We start from the raw sequence: 20578 nt of genomic DNA, 5'->3' as shown, positions 1-20578 counted from the left end.
CAATACTCTGCATCAATTTTATTGCAAATCCCTGACTGTATAGGTATTCTTCATCAGTTCAAACCGGTCTTTCATCCCTGATGTCAGATAAACATTCTTATCCTCATCCACAAACGCTGCATCTGCATCGTATTTATCCAGAAGCTTTAACGCGTCTTCCATCCCCAGTACAAAACATGCGGTAGAAAGTCCATCCGCCAGTAATCCACTGTCACAGATAACTGTAACAGAGTCCAGGCCGTTCCACACCGGATATCCCGTCTTCGGATCTAAAATATGATGATAACGCTTTCCATCCTCCATAAAATATTTCTCATAGTCTCCGGAGGTAGAAAGGAACTCGCCTCCGTTCAGCGTGATCGCACCGAGATAATCTCCCTCTGTATCACGCGGATCAGTCAGCGCCACCTTCCAGTCGGAGCCATTCGGTTTCTCGCCGTACGCCATTACACTGCTGCCGCCAAGATTCAATATCATTCCGGACACTTCGGTCTGTGTTTTCAGAAAATCCGCGACCACATCGCAGCCGATCCCCTTTCCTGTCGCCCCGAGATCAAGTGTGGCACCCTTTTCCAGTGTTACCTTATCTCCGTCCAGAGATACTTTCTCGTATCCGGCATCTTTCAGAAGTTCGTCCAGCTCTGACTGTTCCGGCACATGTGGATTCTCTCCGTCAATATCCCATAAACGTATGATCTTGCCTATCGTCGGATCAAATGCTCCGCCAGAATCCTCCGCCAGCTGAAAAATCTTCTGCAGGTAACCGGCAAGTTCATCGGATACTTCTGCCGTTTCACCGGAAGCTGCATTTAGCTTCGCGATCTGCGAATTCTCATCAGTCCATGAAAGCAGTCCTGTCTCAATTTCGCGGATCTTATCACCGACAGTCTCATTCAGATCCTTACCTGTTGTATACAGTGTCTCTGAGACGACTGTATCCATTGCAAAATCAGTATTCGTATATTTCTGTATATCAGCGTCTGCCATTACAGGCACCGCGGCCAGCACCAAACTGCTCACACCACAGAGCAGACTGGTCACAACCTTCTTTTTATTCCTCATTTTTTCTCCGTTTCCCGGTCCTTCACCGGTCCAATCTGTATATTTTTACGCGGACAGGTCACTTCACAGGCATGGCAGCAAATACATTCTCCCGAAAGTGGGGTATCTCCGTCAATTTCCAGATGCGCCGGGCATCGTTTTTTGCAAAGGCCACATTTCGCCGGGCATTTCCCACGGTTTCTGTGAAAAAGCGCTGTCGGCAGTATCGGCATCATTGCAAAAACAGCCCCCATCGGGCAAAGGAACTGACAGAAGAAACGCTCCTGCGTACACATCCCGATCAGAATAAGAATAAGAAGTACGATTCCGATCTTATAGGAAGCATTCGGAAGTTTTCCGGCAGTCAGCATGGAAAAAACATCCCAGGGGCTCATGCCCTGAAGCTTTGCATACCATCCGGTCAGTATGGAAAGCAGCAAAAAGGCCAGAAGAATATATTTCACTTTCTGAAGTGCCCGCACCACTTTTTCCGGATAACCATGGCGCCCCTTTTTATGAAAAATCTTCTGCCGGATAAAAAGTGTCAGCTCATACATGGCATCACCAAGCGAACCAAATGCACACGCATATCCGCAGAAATGCCTTCCAAACAGGATTGTAATTACAAGAAGCACACCTGTCACATCAAGAAAAGAATTCCATGTGATCGGCTGATGTGCGGCAAGTGCCTGAAAAATTGATTTAACTCCTGCAAATGCCGTGGAAAAAAGTGCCGGATAAAAAATGAAAAACCCAAGCTGTATCGCAGTCCGGATCAGCCGGACCTTTCTCTGCTTCTTTTTCATTCGTTTTCCGCCTTTCCAAGGGCATCAATAACAGCGTTGATAATACCGGTTGAACTGAATGTAGCGCCTGATACAGTATCCACGTCTGTGCTCTGTGCAGATATGATCGAGCTTATCACACTCTGTGCCTGGGAGAGATATGTAGAATCTTCACCTGATGCACTTGTCACCTGAATATCTGTAATCTCATCGTCTTTTAATGTCACCTGAACCTCGATCGCTCCGCCGAATCCCTGTGCGGAACCGGTGTAGGAACCGTCTTTGTAGAAGTTTTCGGAAGCATCTGTAGCTTCGCTGTCTGCTGCATCTTCTTTTGATGTATTCTCTTTTGCGCCGGTCTCTGCCTGCGCGTTTGCATTTTCCTGATTTTGGGCTGCTTCCTCGAGAGCGGCCAGAATTTCTTTCTGCTGCTCCTCAAGTGCGTCCACACGTTTTTCAACCTGTGTAAGCTCCCGTGTCACCTGATCCTGCGTATCTTTTTTCTGCATTGAATTATAGCCTATTACTGCTGCCAGAATCAATAGAAGACACAAAACTCTCATACAAAAACTCTGGTATTTCATTCCATTTTCTCCTTTTGCGCTTAAAATATAACAACTTACTGCCGTTTTGCCTGACTGAGGGCATTCTGAAATGCCTCAATGATTCCATACGAAGAATAGGTAGATCCATTTACTGTATCAATGCCTTCATCTGTCTGTTTTCCCATAATCTGACCATAAATCCCATTCCATGCATCTGTAAAATATTCTTCATCATCCTCTGTCGTATAAGAAGCAGATGTAATCTGACCTCCCGCAACAGTCACAGTTACTGTTACACTGCCCGGACCATAATTTCCTTCCCCACTTCCAGTGTAGGTTCCGTCTACATATTGTCCAGCTGGAGTTTCTGCCAGTGTCGGGGTTGCTGTCGGGACAGGATCCGGTGTCGGGGTTGCTTCAGGTGCGGTCGTCGGGGTTGCTGTCGGAGCAGGGCTTGGTGTCGCTGTCGGCTTTGGTGTTACAGATGGAGCCGTCGTTGGTTTTGGTGTTTCCGTCGGCTCTGGTGTTGCTGAGATCAGCGCTGCTTTCAGCGCTTCCTGTGTTCCTCCGATAATTCCTTCTGAGGAAAAAGTTGCTCCATTCACTGTATCGATTCCGTCAGCGGTCTGCTTCTCAAGGATTGCCGGCTGGATAACTCTCCAGGCTCTTCTGAAATACGAACCTGTATCACTGTTTGTGTTACTCAGTTCTGTGATCTTTCCATCTTTTACTGTAGCAGTAATTGTTACAATGCCTGAGTAGCCCCTTGCGTTTCCTGTGTAAACGCCATCTTTGTATTTCACGGTCGGCGTTGTCGGTTCTGGCTGTGGAACTGCGGTCGGCTGCGGTATCGGTGTTGTATTTACTGCTGCTTTTTCCAGTGCTTTCTGCACAGCCTGCAAAATACCATTTGAGGAAAATGTCGCCCCACTCACTGTGTCCACGCCATAGACAGCCTGTTTCTGCAAAATTTTCGGCTGTATCTTCTGCCATGCTTTGTTAAAGTACTGTTTTGTATCTGTATTTGTATTTGAGATTGCAGTTATTTTTCCATTCTTGATCATGACGGTTACTTTTACCAATCCATCAAACCCTTCAGCCTCTGCCGTATATGTTCCATCCTTATAAGTAACATTTTCTGATGGCTTTAGAATTTCAACCGGCTTCGTCGTTTTATTATTTGTTTTATTATTTGTTTTGTTATTCTTCTTGTTTGTTTTTGTCACTTTAGTTTTACTGTTTCCAGCTTTGGAAAGTGCATTCTGGACGGCCTGAATAATACCGTTTGAGGAATACGTAGCGCCACTGACCGCATCTACATTCGGAGTCTGCCCTGCCAGCATTTTACTGATGACACCTTTTGCAGATGCAAAGTAAGATGGTGTCTCTCCGGATGCATCTACTATATCAATTGCTGTAATTTTCCCGTCAGCAACTGTAACCTGCACGGTAACTGTTCCGCCAAATCCTGTTCCACTTCCCTGATAAGTGCCATCCTTATATCCGTCTTTTGGAACCGATGTGGTCGGAGTCGTAGTAGAGCCCTGTCCCTGACCGGAAGCTTCTGCTGATTTCTCCGGAAGTGCTTTGGCCTTGCCTGTCGTGATTCCTGCTTTTTTCTTTTTGCTCTTTTTTTTGCTGCCCGTCTTCAACAGACTTTCTTCTTCATCCGCGTTCTCCGGTTCACTAAAGTAAGCCGAAGTCAAAAGACTTTTCAGCTCTTTTGATTCAACGATCTTATTTTCTGCTGCCTGAACCGTTTTCTCATTTTTCAACTCACTTTCTGTCTGCAGCCCCGCCGATGCGACTGCGATGATTACTGCTACTGCAGGAAGGAGTTTTATCAGATTCTTTTTATGCATTTCATTTACCCCTTAACATACAAAAGAAGGGGCAGTTATAAACAGCCCCCGTTCTCTTGTATATTTTTTATAAAGGAATTATTTTACAGTTACTTTGAATTTCTTTGTAATTCCATTGCATTTTACTGTAATTGTTGCAGTACCTTTTTTCTTTGCTTTTACAACGCCCTTGCTGCTGACTGTTGCAACTTTTTTATTGCTGCTCTTGAATGTTACTTTTGAAACTGGTGCTGCCTTTACTTTAATTGTAACCTTCTTGCCTTTTTTCAGTTTCGCAGAAGCTTTTGTAAGCTTCATAGTTGGTTTCTTAACTGTGATCTTAACAACCTGTTTGTGGTTTCCAACCTGAACTGTAATATTTACTTTTCCAGCTTTTTTCGCTTTTACAATACCATTGGCACTTACAGTAGCTACCTTTTTATTGCTGGATCTGAATGTCGCATTTCCGGTTACTCCGTCTTTCGCAACATTAATCTTTGTAGTAGTTTTTGATTTTGTGTAAATAACTGAACTGTCTGCTTTTGCTGTGATCGACGGGTTCTTAACTGTTACAGTGAATGTTGCAGAAACTTTTCCAAGCGCTGCCGTGATAGTTGCTCTTCCCGCATTCACGGCTGTTACAGTACCTTTTGCATCTACAGTCGCTACTTTTGCATCACTGGATTTCCATGTAATATCACCTGTCAGATTTGTTGTTGCACTCAGAGTAACGGCTGCACCACTGTAAAGTGTTGCTGATGTCTGATTCAGTTTGAATTCTGCTTTTACAAGGCTGTCGATTGCTTCTCTTAAGTGACCAATCTGCTCTTCAATTCCATACTGGGTCTGATTTGCGATATTAGCCAGCATGTCTTCGCATTCTTCCAGCTCGTTTACAAGAGTATCCCAGCTGTCCGGTGTGTAGTCTGCCTCTTTAAGTGCTTTTGCTTCCGCAATAATATTTTTTAGTGGTGTGGAATCTGCATCGCCTGCCGATTTTGCAATATTTTCGTCTGTTGCCTGAAACCTAAATGTATAATCGCTGTATCCCAGACCGTAAACGGTTACTTCCCAGTATCCTGTTCCGTCAGTATCTGCCGGAAGTTTGCAGCGTACAGAATCTGTCAGGCCAAGCTGAATACCGTGGAATTTGTGCATCCAGTTGTCTGCCGCAAATTTTGTACCATAGCTCTGAAGTGCATTGCTGTATGTATCGTCATCACCATAATATGTCCATTTTACAGCCTGCATTGCACCACCGAGACCGCCATAGTTGCCTGTAAGGTCTACACGGAGGAATTCACCGTAGCTACCGCTTCCCGGCTTCATTTTAGTCGTAATGCCATCTGCTGTTTTCAGCGCTTCTCCCTTAAGGCCGGAAGTTGTTCCGTTTGCTCTTGCGCTGAATGTAAATCCATCAGCTGTCTTTGTCGCAGTCTTAAGTCCGTTGGTATTTGCATTGACTTCTGCTGTTTCTTCATAAGCACTAAGATTGTTTTCAGCATAACCGCCAAACAGTTTTTCGCCGTTTTCTACTACTTTAAATGCCTTCTTGAATGCATCATAATCTGCTGTTTTTACTTTAACCGGAATATATTTCAGACCGGTTACTGTATACTCAGCGACATCTGCACCGTTTATTTTTCCTTTACTGCAGGAAACAGTGTTTCCGTCTGTAAGAATCATTGTTGTTTTGTCTTTCCATCCGGCAAGTTCGTAAGATTTTCCATTCACATCGTAAACAGTTGCCATTGTCTGGAAACTTCCTCTGTGGAGACCATGGTTTGCAGTTGCTCTTGTGACAGCATCAAAACCGCCCATATCACTTTCGCCACGTCTGTCTTTGTCCTCAGAAGCTGAAGTATTTGTTGCTTCGTATACACCCTCAGATGCCCAGAACTGATCCCATGTAAGTCCTGCGTATACGTATTTGTATTCACCGGAATCCTGTGTAACAGTTCCTGTAACTGTATTAAATCCGGATGCTGTCAGCTCTATTTCGTAGCTTCCGCCGTCGCCCTTTGCAAATACGGCAGCATTGTTTACTTTTGCATCAAAGTTTACAGCACCTGTGCTTTCATTAAATACTGACTTTGCAATTTCACTGATATTGGCTTTTCTTCCGCCAAGTGCCTGACCGTCAACCTTGATAGCAGTGATGTTTTTGATATAATCTTTTACTTCATAGGTAGTGGAACCATTTGGGTCAACCTTCACCAGCTTGTTGTTCTGGATAGCAAAGGTAACCTTTGTATCATCTGCACTCAATACGATCGGTACTGTGATGTCTTCATAAGGAGCTGCGGAGCTGTCTGTAAAGGTAAGAGTATAAGTACCTACACCCGTCTTCGCAAAGACACCTCCGTATACTGATAATACTTTTGTTGAATCATCATATGTATAATCATTGTAGCTGCCTTCACTGAGCACCTGTCCGCCATACTCTACAGAGGTCAGTTTGTAACTGCTGCCTTCCGGCACATTATAAGTCAGCTGTACTTTGGTCGGTGTAAATGTATTGTTTGTATATACAACCTTCTCTTCCGGTCCGGTGATTCCCTGACCGTCTGCAAGTTTGTATTTGCAGAGAAGATTTGTCGGAATAACAATATCCGCACCATCTTTTACAAGGTAAGTGATCTTTGTAATTGTTTTTCCTTCAAGGCCTGCGCTGCGTTTACTGTCGATTGTATTCTTATGTGGTTCAACGAAACCATCCTTTACAGCAAATGCAATCTCACCTGTACGAAGCCACAGATTCTGAGAATGTTCCATTCCATATTTTTCACCGTCAGATGTTTCAAAGATAACACCCATCATATTTGCTGTTGTTGGCTGATCTGGATTGTTGTTGCCAAATTCCACGCTGACCTGATAGTTTCCCCATGGAGAGGATGCAGTGATGGAAGATTCAACATTCAGTTCTTTTGTTTCTGTAGTCATTGCTGTCAGTGTTCCGTCACCATTCAGGATTTTGTATTCTCCTGAGGCAGGTGCTGTCTCACTTACATTCTCGAGACTGCCTGCAATCTTAAGGAGCTGATTGGAGCAGCTTTTCCCTTCTTCAATTGCTTTCTTTGCATCATTATAGAGGCTTGCCGGAACTGCAATATTAACGGCCTTAATTCCTTCAAGAGTCACGCTTCCGTTCTCTGTGTTTTCTGTATAATAGGATGTATCATATCTTTTGGATTTGTTGTTTGTGCAGCTTGTAACTGCATCATACATACCTTCATCGCGATAACCTACTGCTGTCACAGGATCTGCTGCATCTAACTGCATTGTCGCATTCTGCGCTACATCATTCATTTCGCCATAAAAGAAATCGGCATATGGAATATTTGCTGTGCCATATACAAAATCACCGGAAACAGCGTCTGCCTCATCTTCTGCGCTGAAAGCACCCTCATCAGCCTCTGTGCCAAAAGCATCTTCAGCCTCTGTATTTTCTTCTTCATCGACAGTCTCAGCATCTTCTTCCTCTGCATCTTCGACTGTAACATCTGTATCGGTATTGTCTGCTGCGGCATCCTCATCTGTGATTTCCACATCACTTTCTTCGTCTTCTGCATTTTCATTCAGAATCATATCCTCATCTGAAAATTCGGCTGCAAAAGCTGCAGATGGCATCCCTGTCATTGCTACTGTAGCACTTAAGATAACCGGTGCAATTTTCTTTAACAAATTCTTGTTAGCCATGTTCTTCCTCCTCTTTCTTTTCCGTTAGTTTCTTCTAACCTGTATTTTTATATCATAAAAATTTTTCAATGTCCATATTTTCGTTAGCTTTTTCTAACCACATAATCGACTTTTTTTCTCAATTAAATTGTAATTGATAATATTTTTCATGTATAAACAGTACGAAATACACTTGTTATTTTCATTTAACTTTTCTGTAATATAAATTCTCCGCACATTTTTCACATTACGGAGTAATTTCCTATAAAGTCAAAAAAATCTGTCTGACTTCCATTTAAATTAAAGGAAATCTGACAGATCTCGAATCTTATTTTTTATTCAGTTCATAGTAAAAAATATACTGCTGCATGATGCCTCTCATGCCACGATATCGCCGGTTCGGGAACCCTCTCTTATAATGCTCATCGAGCACCTGGCGGATATGCGTATCAATCGGAAATGCATCCATATGATGCAACGCAAACAGGCAGATGCAGTCCGCAACCTTTTCCCCCACACCACTCAGCTTCAGAAGCTCCTGCTTCGCCCGAGAGTAATATCGGTACTGATATATCCTGTCCAGCGAGATTTCTCCATTCAGAATACTTCTCGTCGTCTCCACAATATAACGCGCCCGATAACCCATCCCAAGACCACGCAGATCGTCCTCCGATGCTGCCGCAAGTCTCTCAGGGTTCGGGAACGCGTAGTACTCTTTTTCTCCGGAGATTTTTTTCTCTCCATAAGCCTCGCACAGCCGTTCGACACAGCCACGGATTCTGGAAATATTATTCTGCTGTGAGATCAGAAACGTGATGATCATTTCCCACAGATCCTGCTGCAGAATACGGATGCCGCTCCCACACTCAGCCGCGGCACTCAGATAAGTATCTCTGGGATTTATTTTTGCTATATAGCTGCTGTAATCCGCATCAATGTCAAAATATGGCACCCAGTAACAGATAAATTCCATATCGCTGCAGTGGAAATTTACAATACCGCCGTCCTGCGTCATTTTCAGGTACTGATCTCCGGCAATCAGCTCATACGTATTTTCTTCTGTCTCGTACATCCGAAAGCACTGTCCGGACTGACAGATTTCTTTCAGGCTGAAATTATCCAGCTCTACTGTAATCATTTGTTTTCTCCGTTTCCCTTACATCTGATGGCGCACTACCCGGTACTCATCTCCGTTTCGGTAATACGGACATTCCTTGTATTCTGTACTGATAAAACGATAGTATTCGTCTTCATCCAGGTTTACATCACAATAATAGCTCTCACTGTCCTCGTCATACACATAATTCGCACAGTAATCGCAGCTCGTTGCCTTTCCGCTCAAAAGTCTTCCTCCATGAAACCGCTTTAGTCTCTTTTGAAAATATCGCGGGTATAAACTTTATCTTTGATGTCGTCCAGACACGTATCGTATCTGTTGGCAATGACTGCCTGGCTCATCTCTTTAAACTTCGCAAGGTCATTCACTACACGGCTTCCGAAAAATGTACTGCCGTCTTCCAGTGTCGGCTCATAAATAACAACCGTAGCTCCTTTTGCCTTGATACGCTTCATAACACCCTGAATAGAGCTCTGACGGAAGTTGTCGGAATTGCTCTTCATGGTAAGCCTGTAAACACCGATCACGCATTCTTTTTCACAGTCTGCGCTGAAATCCCCGCGATTATAATAATCATAATATCCTGCCATGTGAAGTACACGGTCTGCAATAAAGTCCTTACGTGTACGGTTGCTCTCTACGATTGCAGACATCATGTTCTGTGGTACATCTGCATAGTTTGCAAGAAGCTGCTTCGTATCTTTCGGGAGACAGTATCCGCCGTAGCCAAAGGACGGGTTGTTGTAATGGCTGCCAATTCGAGGATCCAGGCAGACACCGTTGATGATCGCCTGTGTATCCAGTCCCTTCATCTCCGCATAAGTATCCAGCTCGTTAAAGTACGATACACGAAGTGCCAGATAAGTGTTGGCAAAAAGCTTCACTGCCTCAGCCTCTGTAAATCCCATAAACAGTGTATCAATGTCTTCCTTGATTGCGCCCTGCCGGAGAAGTGCGGCAAATGTATGAGAAGCCTCTGTAAGATGAGCATCGTCTTTGTCTGTGCTGACAATGATTCTTGACGGATAAAGGTTATCATAAAGTGCCTTGGATTCTCTCAGGAATTCCGGGCTGAAAATAATATTGGAAGACTGATATTTCTTACGTACAGACTCGGTGTATCCAACCGGAATCGTGGATTTGATAACCATGACTGCATTCGGATTGACAGACATTACCAGCTCGATCACCGCCTCAACTGCGGATGTATCAAAGAAGTTCTTACGGCTGTCATAATTGGTCGGTGCTGCAATGATAACAAAATCTGCATCTTTGTATGCGGATGCACCGTCTGTTGTTGCTGTAAGATTCAGTTCTTTTTCTGCAAGGTATTTCTCAATATAATCATCCTGTATCGGGGATTTGCGGTGGTTGATCAGATCAACCTTCTCCGGTATGATGTCTACTGCATGTACTTCATTGTGCTGTGAGAGCAGAACCGCAAGTGATAAACCTACATATCCTGTACCTGCGACTGCTATTTTGTATGATTTCATAATTTCGCCTTCACTCTCTTATATATATTTATTTCCAGATCTTCCACGGTGCCTCTCCGCTCTGCCAGAGCTCTTCCAGCAGATTTTTTTCACGGAGTGTATCCATGCACTGCCAGAAGCCTTTGTGCTTATAGGCATTTAACTGTCCCATGCGCGCTACCTGCACCAGAGGGCCTTTCTCAAAGTTTGTATCATCACCCTCGATCAGATCCATGATAGAGGGCTCCAATACCATAAATCCGGCATTGATCCAGCCGCCGTCTTCTTTTTTCTTTTCTTTGAAGTTGGTGATCATTCCGTCTTCTTTGATATCAAGGATGCCAAATCGTCCACCCGGCTGGGCGGCTGTGATCGTTGCCATCTTCCCGTGTGAACGGTGGTACTCCAGAAGCTCTTTGATGTTGACATCTGCAACACCGTCCCCATAGGTCAGCATAAATGTATCATCATCAAGATATTCCCGGATGCGCTTGATTCTGCCGCCGGTCATAGTATTCAGCCCGGTATCTACCAGTGTCACCTTCCATGGCTCCAGCACATTGTTATGCACGATCATTTTATTTTCCTGGGTGAAATCAAAGGTAATATTGCTGTTGTGAAGATAATAATCCGCAAACCATTCTTTAATGACATGCTGCTTATATCCACAGCAGATCACAAATTCATTAAATCCATAAGCAGAATACATCTTCATGATATGCCAGAGAATCGGTTTCTCCCCGATCTCGATCATAGGCTTTGGTTTCAGATGGCTTTCTTCGCTGATTCTGGTACCAAAACCACCCGCTAAAATCACAACCTTCATATAGTTTCTCCAATCCGTTCGTTACATTGTACTCAGTACTATTATTCTAATACAAAGCAGGCAAAAAAGAAAGCCCAACGTTAGCAGAAGCCAAAAGAAAGCCCCCACAGCTTCCGCCATGAGGGTTTCCTGAATGATATTATTTATCCTCGATCCATTTCACAATCACATCTTTGTCTACCTGCAGTACCTCTGCGATCTTCTCCACCGGAAACTTCATTTTATTCATCACTACTGCTGTTTCCTTTTTTCCGGCTTCTACCCCCGCCTCGTATTCTGCCTTTCGAAGCTTCCGTTCTTCTTCCTCTTTGTCGTACTCGAATATACTCATCGCGATAACCTCCGATTTGTTTTTTCGAAGAAATTCGGGCAGGAATCACGGAACATGTTGTTCTTTTTCTTTTACCACTTCGAACTTCTGCTTTGATTTCATACTAGCATTCTTTCCCTTTTTATTCAAGGCATTTTGGGCAACGATTTTCGACTTTTTTGTTTCTCGCATATATGTTTATTTTACTGTGATCTTAATTGTATATTTCTTATTTCCGGACTTCACAGTAATGGTAACTTTACCTTTTTTCTTTGCTTTGATCACACCGGATTTGCTGACGGTTACGATCTTCTTGTTGGAAGCAGACCATGTAACCTTCTGCACACTGGTCACCGGTGACAGTACGGCTGCAAGTTTCAGGCTCTGTCCACGTTTCAGTGCTGCACTCTTGCCCTGATTCTTTCCGGTTGCTGTATTTGTAACCTTGATGGACTTCGTTGCAACTGCTGCCTTCTGAACTTTTACCTTGAAGCTTGCTTTTTTGCCACTTGCAAGCTGTACCGTGATCATTGCACTCTTTCCTGCTTTCAGGCCTTTGATCTTGCCATTCTTAACGGAAACAACTTTACTGTTGCTGGACTTCCATGATTTCACACGGTCTCCTGCACCGGTTGTAACCTTCACGGTAAAGGACTGTTTTACTTTCAGCGGAATCGTTCCTTTGACATTGAGAGCAATCGTTGCCGGAAGTTTCGCTACAGATGCAGTCTCTGTCTTACCACATACACTGCAGCTGCGCTGCTGAACACCTTCTGCAAGAACTGTGGCATTCTTCGTCACCTTCCATCTGCTCCAGTCATGACCGGGAGCACTCTCCAGTGTAGTACTTGTTTCACCATGAGCTTTACATTTTCTTACAATTTTTCCGTCTGTAGTACAGGTCTCTGGAATCCGTTCACTTACTTCCCACTCGCAGGGAACATCCCCAACCTTGAGAATAACATCTTTTTCCAACGCTACAACATAAATCTGATATGTATTACCAGCTTCCAGATATGCTTTCTCCGCACTGAGACATTTCTCTGTTTTGGAGTCTATAACATCTATATAAGCATTCGTTGCACTGAAGGAGTAATATCCGGACTTATCCGGGATGAATCTGCGAATTGTCTGGTTTCCAGGTGCAGTATCCAGTTTTTCTTCTGTACCAAACTCCATCTTCAGAACATCATTCCAGTCAGCAGCCTCAAATGTTACATAAATCTGGCGATCGCCCATGCTTACCGGTACACGGCAGAGGTCTTCATTTTCCCATGTATAACTGCCATTTTGTTTAAACCCCATGCCCTGTGAATCTGTCTGTCCGAAAGCAATTGTTTCATCATCACCCTCTGCATAAGATGCAGTGATTTCCATTCCCCTGAGGGAAACCCATGCTCTGTCTCCAGGCAGTAACGTGGTCTGTTCAGGACGTTTTGTCATCTTGATGGATTTCAGTGTTTTCACTTTTGTAAGATTTAATGAAACCTTCCTGCCTCTTTCACTGACAACACCTACAATGTATTTTACACCCTTGGAAACGCTTACCTCGCCCCTTTCCATATTCCAATGATCGAAGCACGAATCAAGTTTTCCATTTTCATATTTATACCAGATTTTCACAAATCCTTCTGAATCACCGGAATAATCTCCTACATTCCACTTAAAATAATATTTACTTGCTTCTTCCGGACTAAAACTATACCATTTTTTCTGAAGTTCACCTGCTTCTAATTCATGATTTCCCAGCTCCAGTGGTGTAAGGCTGTCATAATCCAGCTTATTAACTGTCAGATCTGTATGCGTATTTACTGAATTGTCAGAATCCTGTTCCTCTAGCTGTAACATAAAATGGATTCTGTACTTTCCGGCAGGAAGTACATTTCCTATCTTGTCCCAGTCAATCGGAGTTTCTTTTTCTCCGTCAACAGCACATGTTTCTGAATAAACTGCATGCCCCTGCTTATCAGATACCGTATTTCCAAACTCTGCTCTGAGCGTATCTGTTGTACCATCTTTATATGTCAGTTTAAGGAGCCCCGGCATATAACTATACCGCCACAGATTGTCAAGGCCTTCTATCGCAGCCGCAGACTCTGAAGTATACTCAACAGACGTAATATCCGACTGTGTTTTGATTTTCATAATGGCATCTTCATTTGCATCACTGTTCAGACTGCCTCCATAAAAGCCTATATAAGCAGTCTGCTGCTTTTCCTGATACCAGTTACTGCTCTCATAAACAGAATAACTGTTTTTACCATCGTCTACATACACTCTATAGTTTGAATCACAGGTATCCATATAATAGTTTCCTGCTGCCGGAGCTTCAAAACTATAATAAGCAACCCCCTGAAGAGGGCTCTCTGCTTCTGTATCCTGATTCAGATTTACAGGGCCTTTATACAACGGAGATTCACTCATCTGCTTTATACTGACTCTATATGGCTCACTTACAATATCTCCGCAGGTAAATTTCATTGTGTAAGTTCCCGCCGCCAGTCTGCTTCCAAGACCATATGTATTCCCATCGGCCACCTCTAATGTAACTGTGATCTCCGTACCATCTGTTGTATAACTATCCCTTAAACTAACCTCTTCATAGTTAAACTGACATGTTCTTACGGCATCTCTTCCGCCTGTATATGTAACCTCCAGATCAGCAGATGTATAAAATGGAATCCCCGCAACACCATCCAAAAGAACATTCGTTGCCGATACAGACTTTACTTCGTCATCCAGTACAGCAATCTCATCCCCCGCACTGAATACATCTTCCGGCGAAGCTTCGTCCTCTTCCTGAACATCGATCCCGGTGTCTTCGCCCTCGGTATCCGCGGATTCCTGCAGTTCATCGGTAATTTCTATGCTTTCATCTTCGGATGAATTCTCTGAAAGCACCCCACCGTCTTCGGTTTCAGCGTCTGTTTCCACTGCAGCTTCGGGTGGTTCGTCCATAAGCTCTACGCTTTGTTCCTGCACTTCTTCAGAAGTAAAATCTGCTGCATTGACCATCATCGCAGTGCTGTCATACTTGTTACAGTCATAGCTACTGCCAGCAGCAATGCCAGTTTTTTCTTCTTCATGCATGTGCCCTCCTTATAGAAATTTTATGTCGTAATTATATAATTTCAGCCCGTCACTGTCCATGATTTCCACACTTTTTTTACATTCTTTCGACAAACTCAGAAAATGCTGCATTATTCCCGGTTTTTTTATGTTCATGAACTTAAAGCTAAAGAAAGCCCCCACAGCTTCCGCCATGAGGGTTTCCTTTCATGAAAACTGATTTATTTTACTGTGATCTTAATGTTGTATTTCTTGTTTCCGGACTTCACAGTAATGGTAGCTTTACCTTTTTTCTTTGCTTTGATCACACCGGATTTGCTGACAGTTACGATCTTCTTGTTGGAAGTGGACCATGTAACTTTCTGCAAGCTTGTTACCGGTGTAAGTGCAGCTTTAAGTTTCAGGCTCTGGCCACGTTTCAGCGTTGCTTTCTTGCCCTGATTCTTGCCGGTTGCTGTATTCGTAACCTTGATGGACTTCGTTGCAACTGCAGGCTTCTGAACTTTTACTTTGAAGCTTGCCTTCTTACCGCTTGCAAGTTGAACAGTAATTGTTGCGCTCTTTCCTGCTTTGAGGCCTTTGATCTTGCCATTCTTAACAGAAACGTATTTCTTATTGCTTGTCTTCCAGGAAACAACTCTGTCTCCCGCACCCATTGTAATTTTTACGGTAAAGGACTGTTTCACTTTCAGCGGAATCGTTCCTTTGACATTGAGGGCGATTGTTGCCGGAAGCTTCTTTATGGAAGCAGTTTCTTTCTTACCACATACACTGCAGGTACGCTCCTGTGTTCCCTCTGCCAGGACAGTTGCCTTTCTGATCACCTTCCATGCAGAGAAGCTGTGTGCCTTAGTTGCTTTGATGGAACGCTTTTCGACTGTTTTGCAGACGCCGCAAACGTGCTGCTGCTCACCATCAGCGCAGGACGGCTTTTTGATTGTTGTCCATGCACCCCATTCATGTCCGCGTGCACTGTCGATCATTGTAATTGTATCACCATGAGTTTTGCATTTCTTCACAACTTTTCCATCTTTTGTACAGGTTGCTTCAACTTCTTCAAGTACTTCCCACTGGCAGGCACCTGTAAGAACTTTTATGGTTGCAGTTTCCTTCGGATTTGTTACATAGATATAAACCCAGTAAGGTACACCCTTTTCCAGATAAGCGCGATCCTTAGTCAGACCTTCCTTCGCACTGGAGTCATAAAGCTGTATCCAGCAATTCTTGCCGCTGAATGAATAATATCCGGATTCAGAAGGTACAAATCTGCGAAATGCCACATTGTTGGCTGTTGACACTATATTTTCTTCTTTTTCAAGTGTCAGTGCCGGAACATCATCCCAGCTTGCGGCCTCAAGATCAAAGGATGCCTTATAGCCACCCATCTCGACCATTACTCTGCAGATTTTATCATTTATCCATTTAGTGGAATAAATATCGAATGTCATTCCCTGTGAATCAGTTTTTCCATATACAATTTTTTCCACAGAGCCATCCGTATAAGTTGCTTTAATCGTCATTCCATCAAGAGAAACACGACGAAAATCAGAATTTCCCGGAAGCACGGATGTCTGATCAGGTCTTTTTTCCACTTCAATGGATTTCAGAGTTTTTATTTTTTTAATCTGAAGAGTAGATGTACTTGCATCTTCATCATAATGCCAGTTAACCTGTACTACATAGGTTTGACCTTTTTGCAGATAGCAACTTGCCTTTCCGGCTTCTAAATATGTCTGACTCATCCATTTTCTCTCTAACTGCCATCGATTTTCGTTGCCGTTATAGGCACCGTCTATTGTATATATATCAACACCTAATGAATGGGTTCCGATCATCTTACTGTCAAACCGGTAGGTTCCTGTTTCCGGTGCTGTAAATCTGTAATATTTCCTCTCTGCTTCATCTTTAAATGGCATCACCTCTTTATTAACTGCAAGCTCGTCAAAGGAAGCCAGTGCCGTAATATTAATCGACTGCTGGCCGATATCCTTCCAGTCACTCTCTCCTGTTCCAAGATACCTGAAAGATATCTGATGCTTAATTGCCTTTGAAGCATAACTGGTGGATTCGTCTTCCTTATGAGTCGTATCCCACTGATTTCCATACTCATCTGTGCCCCATAACCTTTCATAGATCTTGGATGATCCATCCTGATAGGTTATCTTTGTATTATAGAAGTCGTACAGATCATCAAACAGCGTACAGTCAGATGCCTGATATTCATCCTTCAAAACCAGTTCGATATTTTTGATTGTTTTTATTTCAACCTTCCGGAAAGATACTTTGAAGCTTCCTCTTATGTAATCATCCGTCTCCTCTTCCCGAAGTTCAAATTTATAGGTATATTTCTTTCCATTTTCAAGCTTCCAGGTTAACGCATCGGATGAAGTTGTTGTTATATTATCTCTATTATCATCACGATATAAAGAAGTTGAAACATAGGCTTCATCATCACTGATATCACTGATATCTACTCGATAATATCCATCTGTCGGAGGTGTAAATGTTGCAGATACAACATCTCCCACATTTGCAACTATTATCTCTTTTTCGGACATTCCATCTGTAAGCTCAAAATCCTTTGTCGTTTCTCCTGTCGGTTTGTCACCCGGATCTGGATCCGGAATTTCTTCAGTTTTTTTGGACACTGTAATTGTGGTGTCAAAGTATGGCTGAAGCTTGATCACGCAGCTTTGTCCTGCTGCAAGTTTCAATTCTTCAGAAAGACCACATACATACCAATCCTCATCTTCGGCATCATAAATATATGCTGTTCCTTCTATTTCCGCTTCGCCGGACAGCACATATGTTCCCTCTTCATCTGCTGTAAAGGTGTACAGTGCCTGATTCGTTGCTTTTACATCTGTTTTTTTGTCCTTTTCTAATGGAGTAAACGCTGACATTTTTTCATTCAGCAAATTGACCTTAATGGTTATTTCAGTTCCTGTCAGAGCTCCCTCTATATCACTCTCATCATCATCTGAATCTGCGTCTACAAGACATGGGCGAATATTCCATGTACCCGGTTTCAGACTACTATAAGAGTAAAATCTGTTATATTCAGCTTCACCATCCAGACATCCTTCATATTCTATTTTATATCCATCGAATGTCTCGTTGTTTGAAACTTTTTTTGTAGTGCCGTCACTGAAGGTTACTGTTGTTTCCAGCTTTACATCTCTGAAATCATCAATTTCTTCTATGTATTCTCTGTTCTCCAGCAGCTTTGTCTCAATCTTTACAGGTTCTGCAAGAAGCTTTGGTGTGACCTGCAGCTCCTGATAACAATCCTCTGCTGAAATTCCAAAATAATATGTAGTTTCGGCATTCAACGTTGCATATACAGAATACAGATTATCATAATAATTGCTCCAGCTATTTATCTGCGTATATGTACCGTCTTCATTTTTCGTTGCTAATTTTACGCTTCTTACTCCTGCGTTAAAATTCAGCTCATACTTGCCAGAGTTCTCCGGTGTAAAGGAAACAATCATCTGAGAACCGCTATTTTTCACAATACCGGCATTGTCTGCTTTGAGGTCCGCTGTAATTTCCGGTTCTACGACAGCAACCGGAATAGAAGCCACTTTGATTCCATTATATGAAATTGTATAGGAATAGCTTCCAGCCGAAAGATTTGACGTATCAACAGCATTACCGTCCGAATTTTCAAGCATATATGACAGATCATTATCATAATCCTCATATCCCATGGAAACAGCCTTTGTTGTATCATTGTCAAAGACAACGGTTCCCTTGAGTTTATCCAGCCTGACATCGTCAAATCCTTCTGTAAACGTCATCGGATTCGGTGAATAAACAAGATTCTTCATCTCAACAGCTACTGGTTCTTTAGTGATATTCAATGTAACAGGATTGTCCGTTGCAGACTTGATTCCTATAACATACTGTGTACCTTTTATCAGTTCAGAATTGCCATCCTCGATACCCCAATAATTGTCGTATAGTACAGGTTTTCCATCCTCTATACGATACCATTTTCTGTCAAAGCCAGTTGAATTTCCATTTCCCTTTGCAGACTGCCACTCAAAATGATAATATCCGTCTTTCCATGGTGTAAAGCGGTACCATTTATAATATGATCCGCTGGCAGCGATTGCATTGGAATCTTTTGTCAGTTCAGGTAAGCTCTTGTAGTCCAGAGCCTTCACAGTGAAGGTGGTTTCTGCTGTTATATCAGTTTTTGAATCATTGTTGTCATATAATGTAAATTTTACTTTATAGTTGCCAGCCGGAAATGGTCTGGCTTCATAATTCTCCTCATCATACCGTTCAAATTTAGTTTCTGACTTATCCGCATTGATCGTGTATACCTCATTGTGTATATTGTATCCGGATGCAAGCCGTAAAGTGCTATCCCAGGTTGGTACGATTTCTTCTGTTCCGCCTTCTTTATCTGTCAGTCTCAGTCTGCCGGGCATATTTTCCCACACAGTCGGATTCTCCAGGCCGTCTATCGCACTGTCTGAATCTGCTACATAAACCATAGATTCCATGTCAACTATCGGTTTTACTGTAACACTTACAGTTTCTTTATCACTGTCGGAATAGTTGCCGCCATAGAAACGCAGATAAACTCTGTCGTCCTTTTTCAAATCAGTCCAGGTCTGTCCAGCATAATAAACAGTTCCTTCACTATTTACTCTATAGACAGAAAAATCTGATTTACAATTTGTCATGTAATAATCACCATCTGCCGGTGCTGTAAAGCTATAGTAAGCCACGCCTTTGCGTGGTGTACTTACCTCTGTCGTTTCATTCAGAGACAGACTTCCTTTATACAGGGGTGAGTTCGTGATATCATTTGCATCCCTGATTGTCACTGTATATGGAATACTTTCTACTGATGCTTCCTCTTCCCCATCATTCTTATACACAAATTTCATTGTATAAGTGCCCGCATTAAGATAGTCTCCCAGAGAATATTCCTGACCATCTTTTGTCAGAGAAACGCTTATTGAGCCTATATACCCGGAATCATCATATACACTCACTTGCCTATCATTATAGGATAATTTTGTTGAAATAACCGTATCATCTGCAGATTTAACTGTCAGATCTGCATACGTATAAAAAGCAGTCCCTGCAATACCCTCCGTCAAAACATCCGAGGCTTCTACACTTAATACCTTCTTTTGTACTATCTGCACATTAAATGTGCCTTTAACGTCTTCACTAAGCATCCTCGTGCGGTAATAATAGGTTTTGCCTGCTTCTAAATTCCATTTCAGACTGAAATTAACACCCTTGTTACCGTCATCGTTCTCAGCTATGCGGTCTCCTGTAGGGTCTGTACCGTAAAATTCCACATACGTATCAAACCTTCCTGTAGAATAAATTTCATATCTTCCTGATTCTGCAGGGGTGAATTTAAACCAGACTGTTTTTCCTGCTTCAACAATTTTTACCGGATATACCTCACCCAGTGTCATCTCTGTTGCAGATACTTCAGAATTGCTGTCTCCAAGGTCACCCTCACCTTCATCGATTCCTGTACCGGAATCTCCATCCGCCTGCACAGAGATTTCGCCCTCTGCTCCAAACACATCCTCAGCAGAGGAATCTTCTTCCTGAATGTCGAGCTGGGTATCTTCGCCTGTTTCTTCCGGTTCTTCGGCAATTTCTACATTTTCAGCTTCTGATGAGCTGTCTGAAAAAGCCCCCCCGTCTTCGGTTTCAGCGTCTGTTTCCACTGCAGCTTCGGATGGTTCGTCCGTAAGCTCTACGCTTTGTTCCTGCACTTCTTCAGAAGTAAAATCTGCTGCTGTGACCATCATAGCCGTGCTGTCAAGGCTTGTCACTGTCATGGCCGCAGCCAGCAGCAACGCCAGTTTTTTCTTCTTCATGCATCTGCCCTCCTTATAAATTTT

At 43.0% G+C, this 20578-nt stretch carries 12 protein-coding genes; all 12 read right to left on the bottom strand.

All coding sequences use genetic code 11. From position 1 onward, the window contains the following. Positions 1-18: 18 nt before the first annotated feature. Positions 19-1062, bottom strand: a complete 1044-nt coding sequence (locus tag H8Z79_RS00330) for an FAD:protein FMN transferase (protein WP_187002653.1) — start codon at positions 1060-1062, stop codon at positions 19-21. Continuing rightward, positions 1059-1847, bottom strand: coding sequence for a 4Fe-4S binding protein (locus H8Z79_RS00325; protein ID WP_015541799.1), 789 nt, complete (start codon positions 1845-1847; stop codon positions 1059-1061). The genes H8Z79_RS00330 and H8Z79_RS00325 overlap by 4 nt, the downstream gene beginning before the upstream one ends. Beyond that, positions 1844-2410 carry an FMN-binding protein gene (locus H8Z79_RS00320; RefSeq protein WP_015541798.1) on the bottom strand — a complete coding sequence of 189 codons (567 nt, stop codon included), beginning with the start codon at positions 2408-2410 and terminating at the stop codon, positions 1844-1846. Before H8Z79_RS00320 ends, H8Z79_RS00325 begins: the two co-directional genes overlap by 4 nt. 35 nt (positions 2411-2445) lie before the next feature. Then, positions 2446-4233 (bottom strand): FMN-binding protein, encoded by a 1788-nt coding sequence (locus H8Z79_RS00315; protein WP_015541797.1) that lies wholly within the window; start codon positions 4231-4233, stop codon positions 2446-2448. A gap of 78 nt (positions 4234-4311) precedes the next feature. Beyond that, the gene (locus tag H8Z79_RS00310; protein ID WP_118039292.1) at positions 4312-7911 is read right to left on the bottom strand and encodes a penicillin-binding Tp47 domain C-containing protein; all 3600 of its coding nucleotides are present in this window, start codon (positions 7909-7911) and stop codon (positions 4312-4314) included. Between the two features lie 307 nt (positions 7912-8218). Next, positions 8219-9028, bottom strand: coding sequence for a DNA-3-methyladenine glycosylase family protein (locus tag H8Z79_RS00305; RefSeq protein ID WP_015541795.1), 810 nt, complete (start codon positions 9026-9028; stop codon positions 8219-8221). Positions 9029-9046: 18 nt separating this feature from the next. After that, the gene (locus H8Z79_RS00300) at positions 9047-9232 is read right to left on the bottom strand and encodes a DUF6472 family protein (RefSeq protein ID WP_118039291.1); all 186 of its coding nucleotides are present in this window, start codon (positions 9230-9232) and stop codon (positions 9047-9049) included. A 23-nt stretch (positions 9233-9255) separates the two neighbouring features. Continuing rightward, positions 9256-10503, bottom strand: coding sequence for a nucleotide sugar dehydrogenase (locus H8Z79_RS00295; RefSeq protein WP_015541794.1), 1248 nt, complete (start codon positions 10501-10503; stop codon positions 9256-9258). A 28-nt stretch (positions 10504-10531) separates the two neighbouring features. Continuing rightward, positions 10532-11308, bottom strand: coding sequence for a glucose-1-phosphate cytidylyltransferase (rfbF, locus tag H8Z79_RS00290; RefSeq protein ID WP_015541793.1), 777 nt, complete (start codon positions 11306-11308; stop codon positions 10532-10534). Positions 11309-11447: 139 nt separating this feature from the next. Further along, complete coding sequence (locus H8Z79_RS00285; RefSeq protein ID WP_015541792.1) at positions 11448-11639, bottom strand: hypothetical protein; 192 nt, start codon at positions 11637-11639, stop codon at positions 11448-11450. A 177-nt stretch (positions 11640-11816) separates the two neighbouring features. Further along, a complete protein-coding gene (locus tag H8Z79_RS16790) occupies positions 11817-14708 on the bottom strand; it encodes an Ig-like domain-containing protein (RefSeq protein ID WP_225876892.1) in 2892 nt (963 codons plus the stop codon). A gap of 200 nt (positions 14709-14908) precedes the next feature. Further along, on the bottom strand, positions 14909-20554 hold the full coding sequence (locus H8Z79_RS00275) for an Ig-like domain-containing protein (RefSeq protein WP_015541788.1): 5646 nt from the start codon (positions 20552-20554) through the stop codon (positions 14909-14911). Between the last annotated feature and the right edge of the window lie 24 nt (positions 20555-20578).

Origin of the sequence: Blautia intestinalis (genome assembly GCF_014297355.1) — a bacterium.
GTDB classification, from domain to species: domain Bacteria; phylum Bacillota; class Clostridia; order Lachnospirales; family Lachnospiraceae; genus Blautia_A; species Blautia_A intestinalis.
The sequence above is the reverse complement of the archived record's forward strand: the minus strand, read 5'-3'. Positions and strand labels throughout refer to the sequence as shown.

Bases quoted from the DNA above. Each gene is read 5' to 3' on its own strand.
- H8Z79_RS00310 (WP_118039292.1), bottom strand. From the start codon at position 7,911: ATGGCTAACAAGAATTTGTTAAAGAAAATTGCACCGGTTATCTTAAGT.
- H8Z79_RS00275 (WP_015541788.1), bottom strand. From the start codon at position 20,554: ATGAAGAAGAAAAAACTGGCGTTGCTGCTGGCTGCGGCCATGACAGTG.
- H8Z79_RS00295 (WP_015541794.1), bottom strand. From the start codon at position 10,503: ATGAAATCATACAAAATAGCAGTCGCAGGTACAGGATATGTAGGTTTA.
- H8Z79_RS00285 (WP_015541792.1), bottom strand. From the start codon at position 11,639: ATGAGTATATTCGAGTACGACAAAGAGGAAGAAGAACGGAAGCTTCGA.
- H8Z79_RS00330 (WP_187002653.1), bottom strand. From the start codon at position 1,062: ATGAGGAATAAAAAGAAGGTTGTGACCAGTCTGCTCTGTGGTGTGAGC.
- H8Z79_RS16790 (WP_225876892.1), bottom strand. From the start codon at position 14,708: ATGCATGAAGAAGAAAAAACTGGCATTGCTGCTGGCAGTAGCTATGAC.
- rfbF (WP_015541793.1), bottom strand. From the start codon at position 11,308: ATGAAGGTTGTGATTTTAGCGGGTGGTTTTGGTACCAGAATCAGCGAA.
- H8Z79_RS00315 (WP_015541797.1), bottom strand. From the start codon at position 4,233: ATGCATAAAAAGAATCTGATAAAACTCCTTCCTGCAGTAGCAGTAATC.
- H8Z79_RS00305 (WP_015541795.1), bottom strand. From the start codon at position 9,028: ATGATTACAGTAGAGCTGGATAATTTCAGCCTGAAAGAAATCTGTCAG.
- H8Z79_RS00320 (WP_015541798.1), bottom strand. From the start codon at position 2,410: ATGAAATACCAGAGTTTTTGTATGAGAGTTTTGTGTCTTCTATTGATT.
- H8Z79_RS00325 (WP_015541799.1), bottom strand. From the start codon at position 1,847: ATGAAAAAGAAGCAGAGAAAGGTCCGGCTGATCCGGACTGCGATACAG.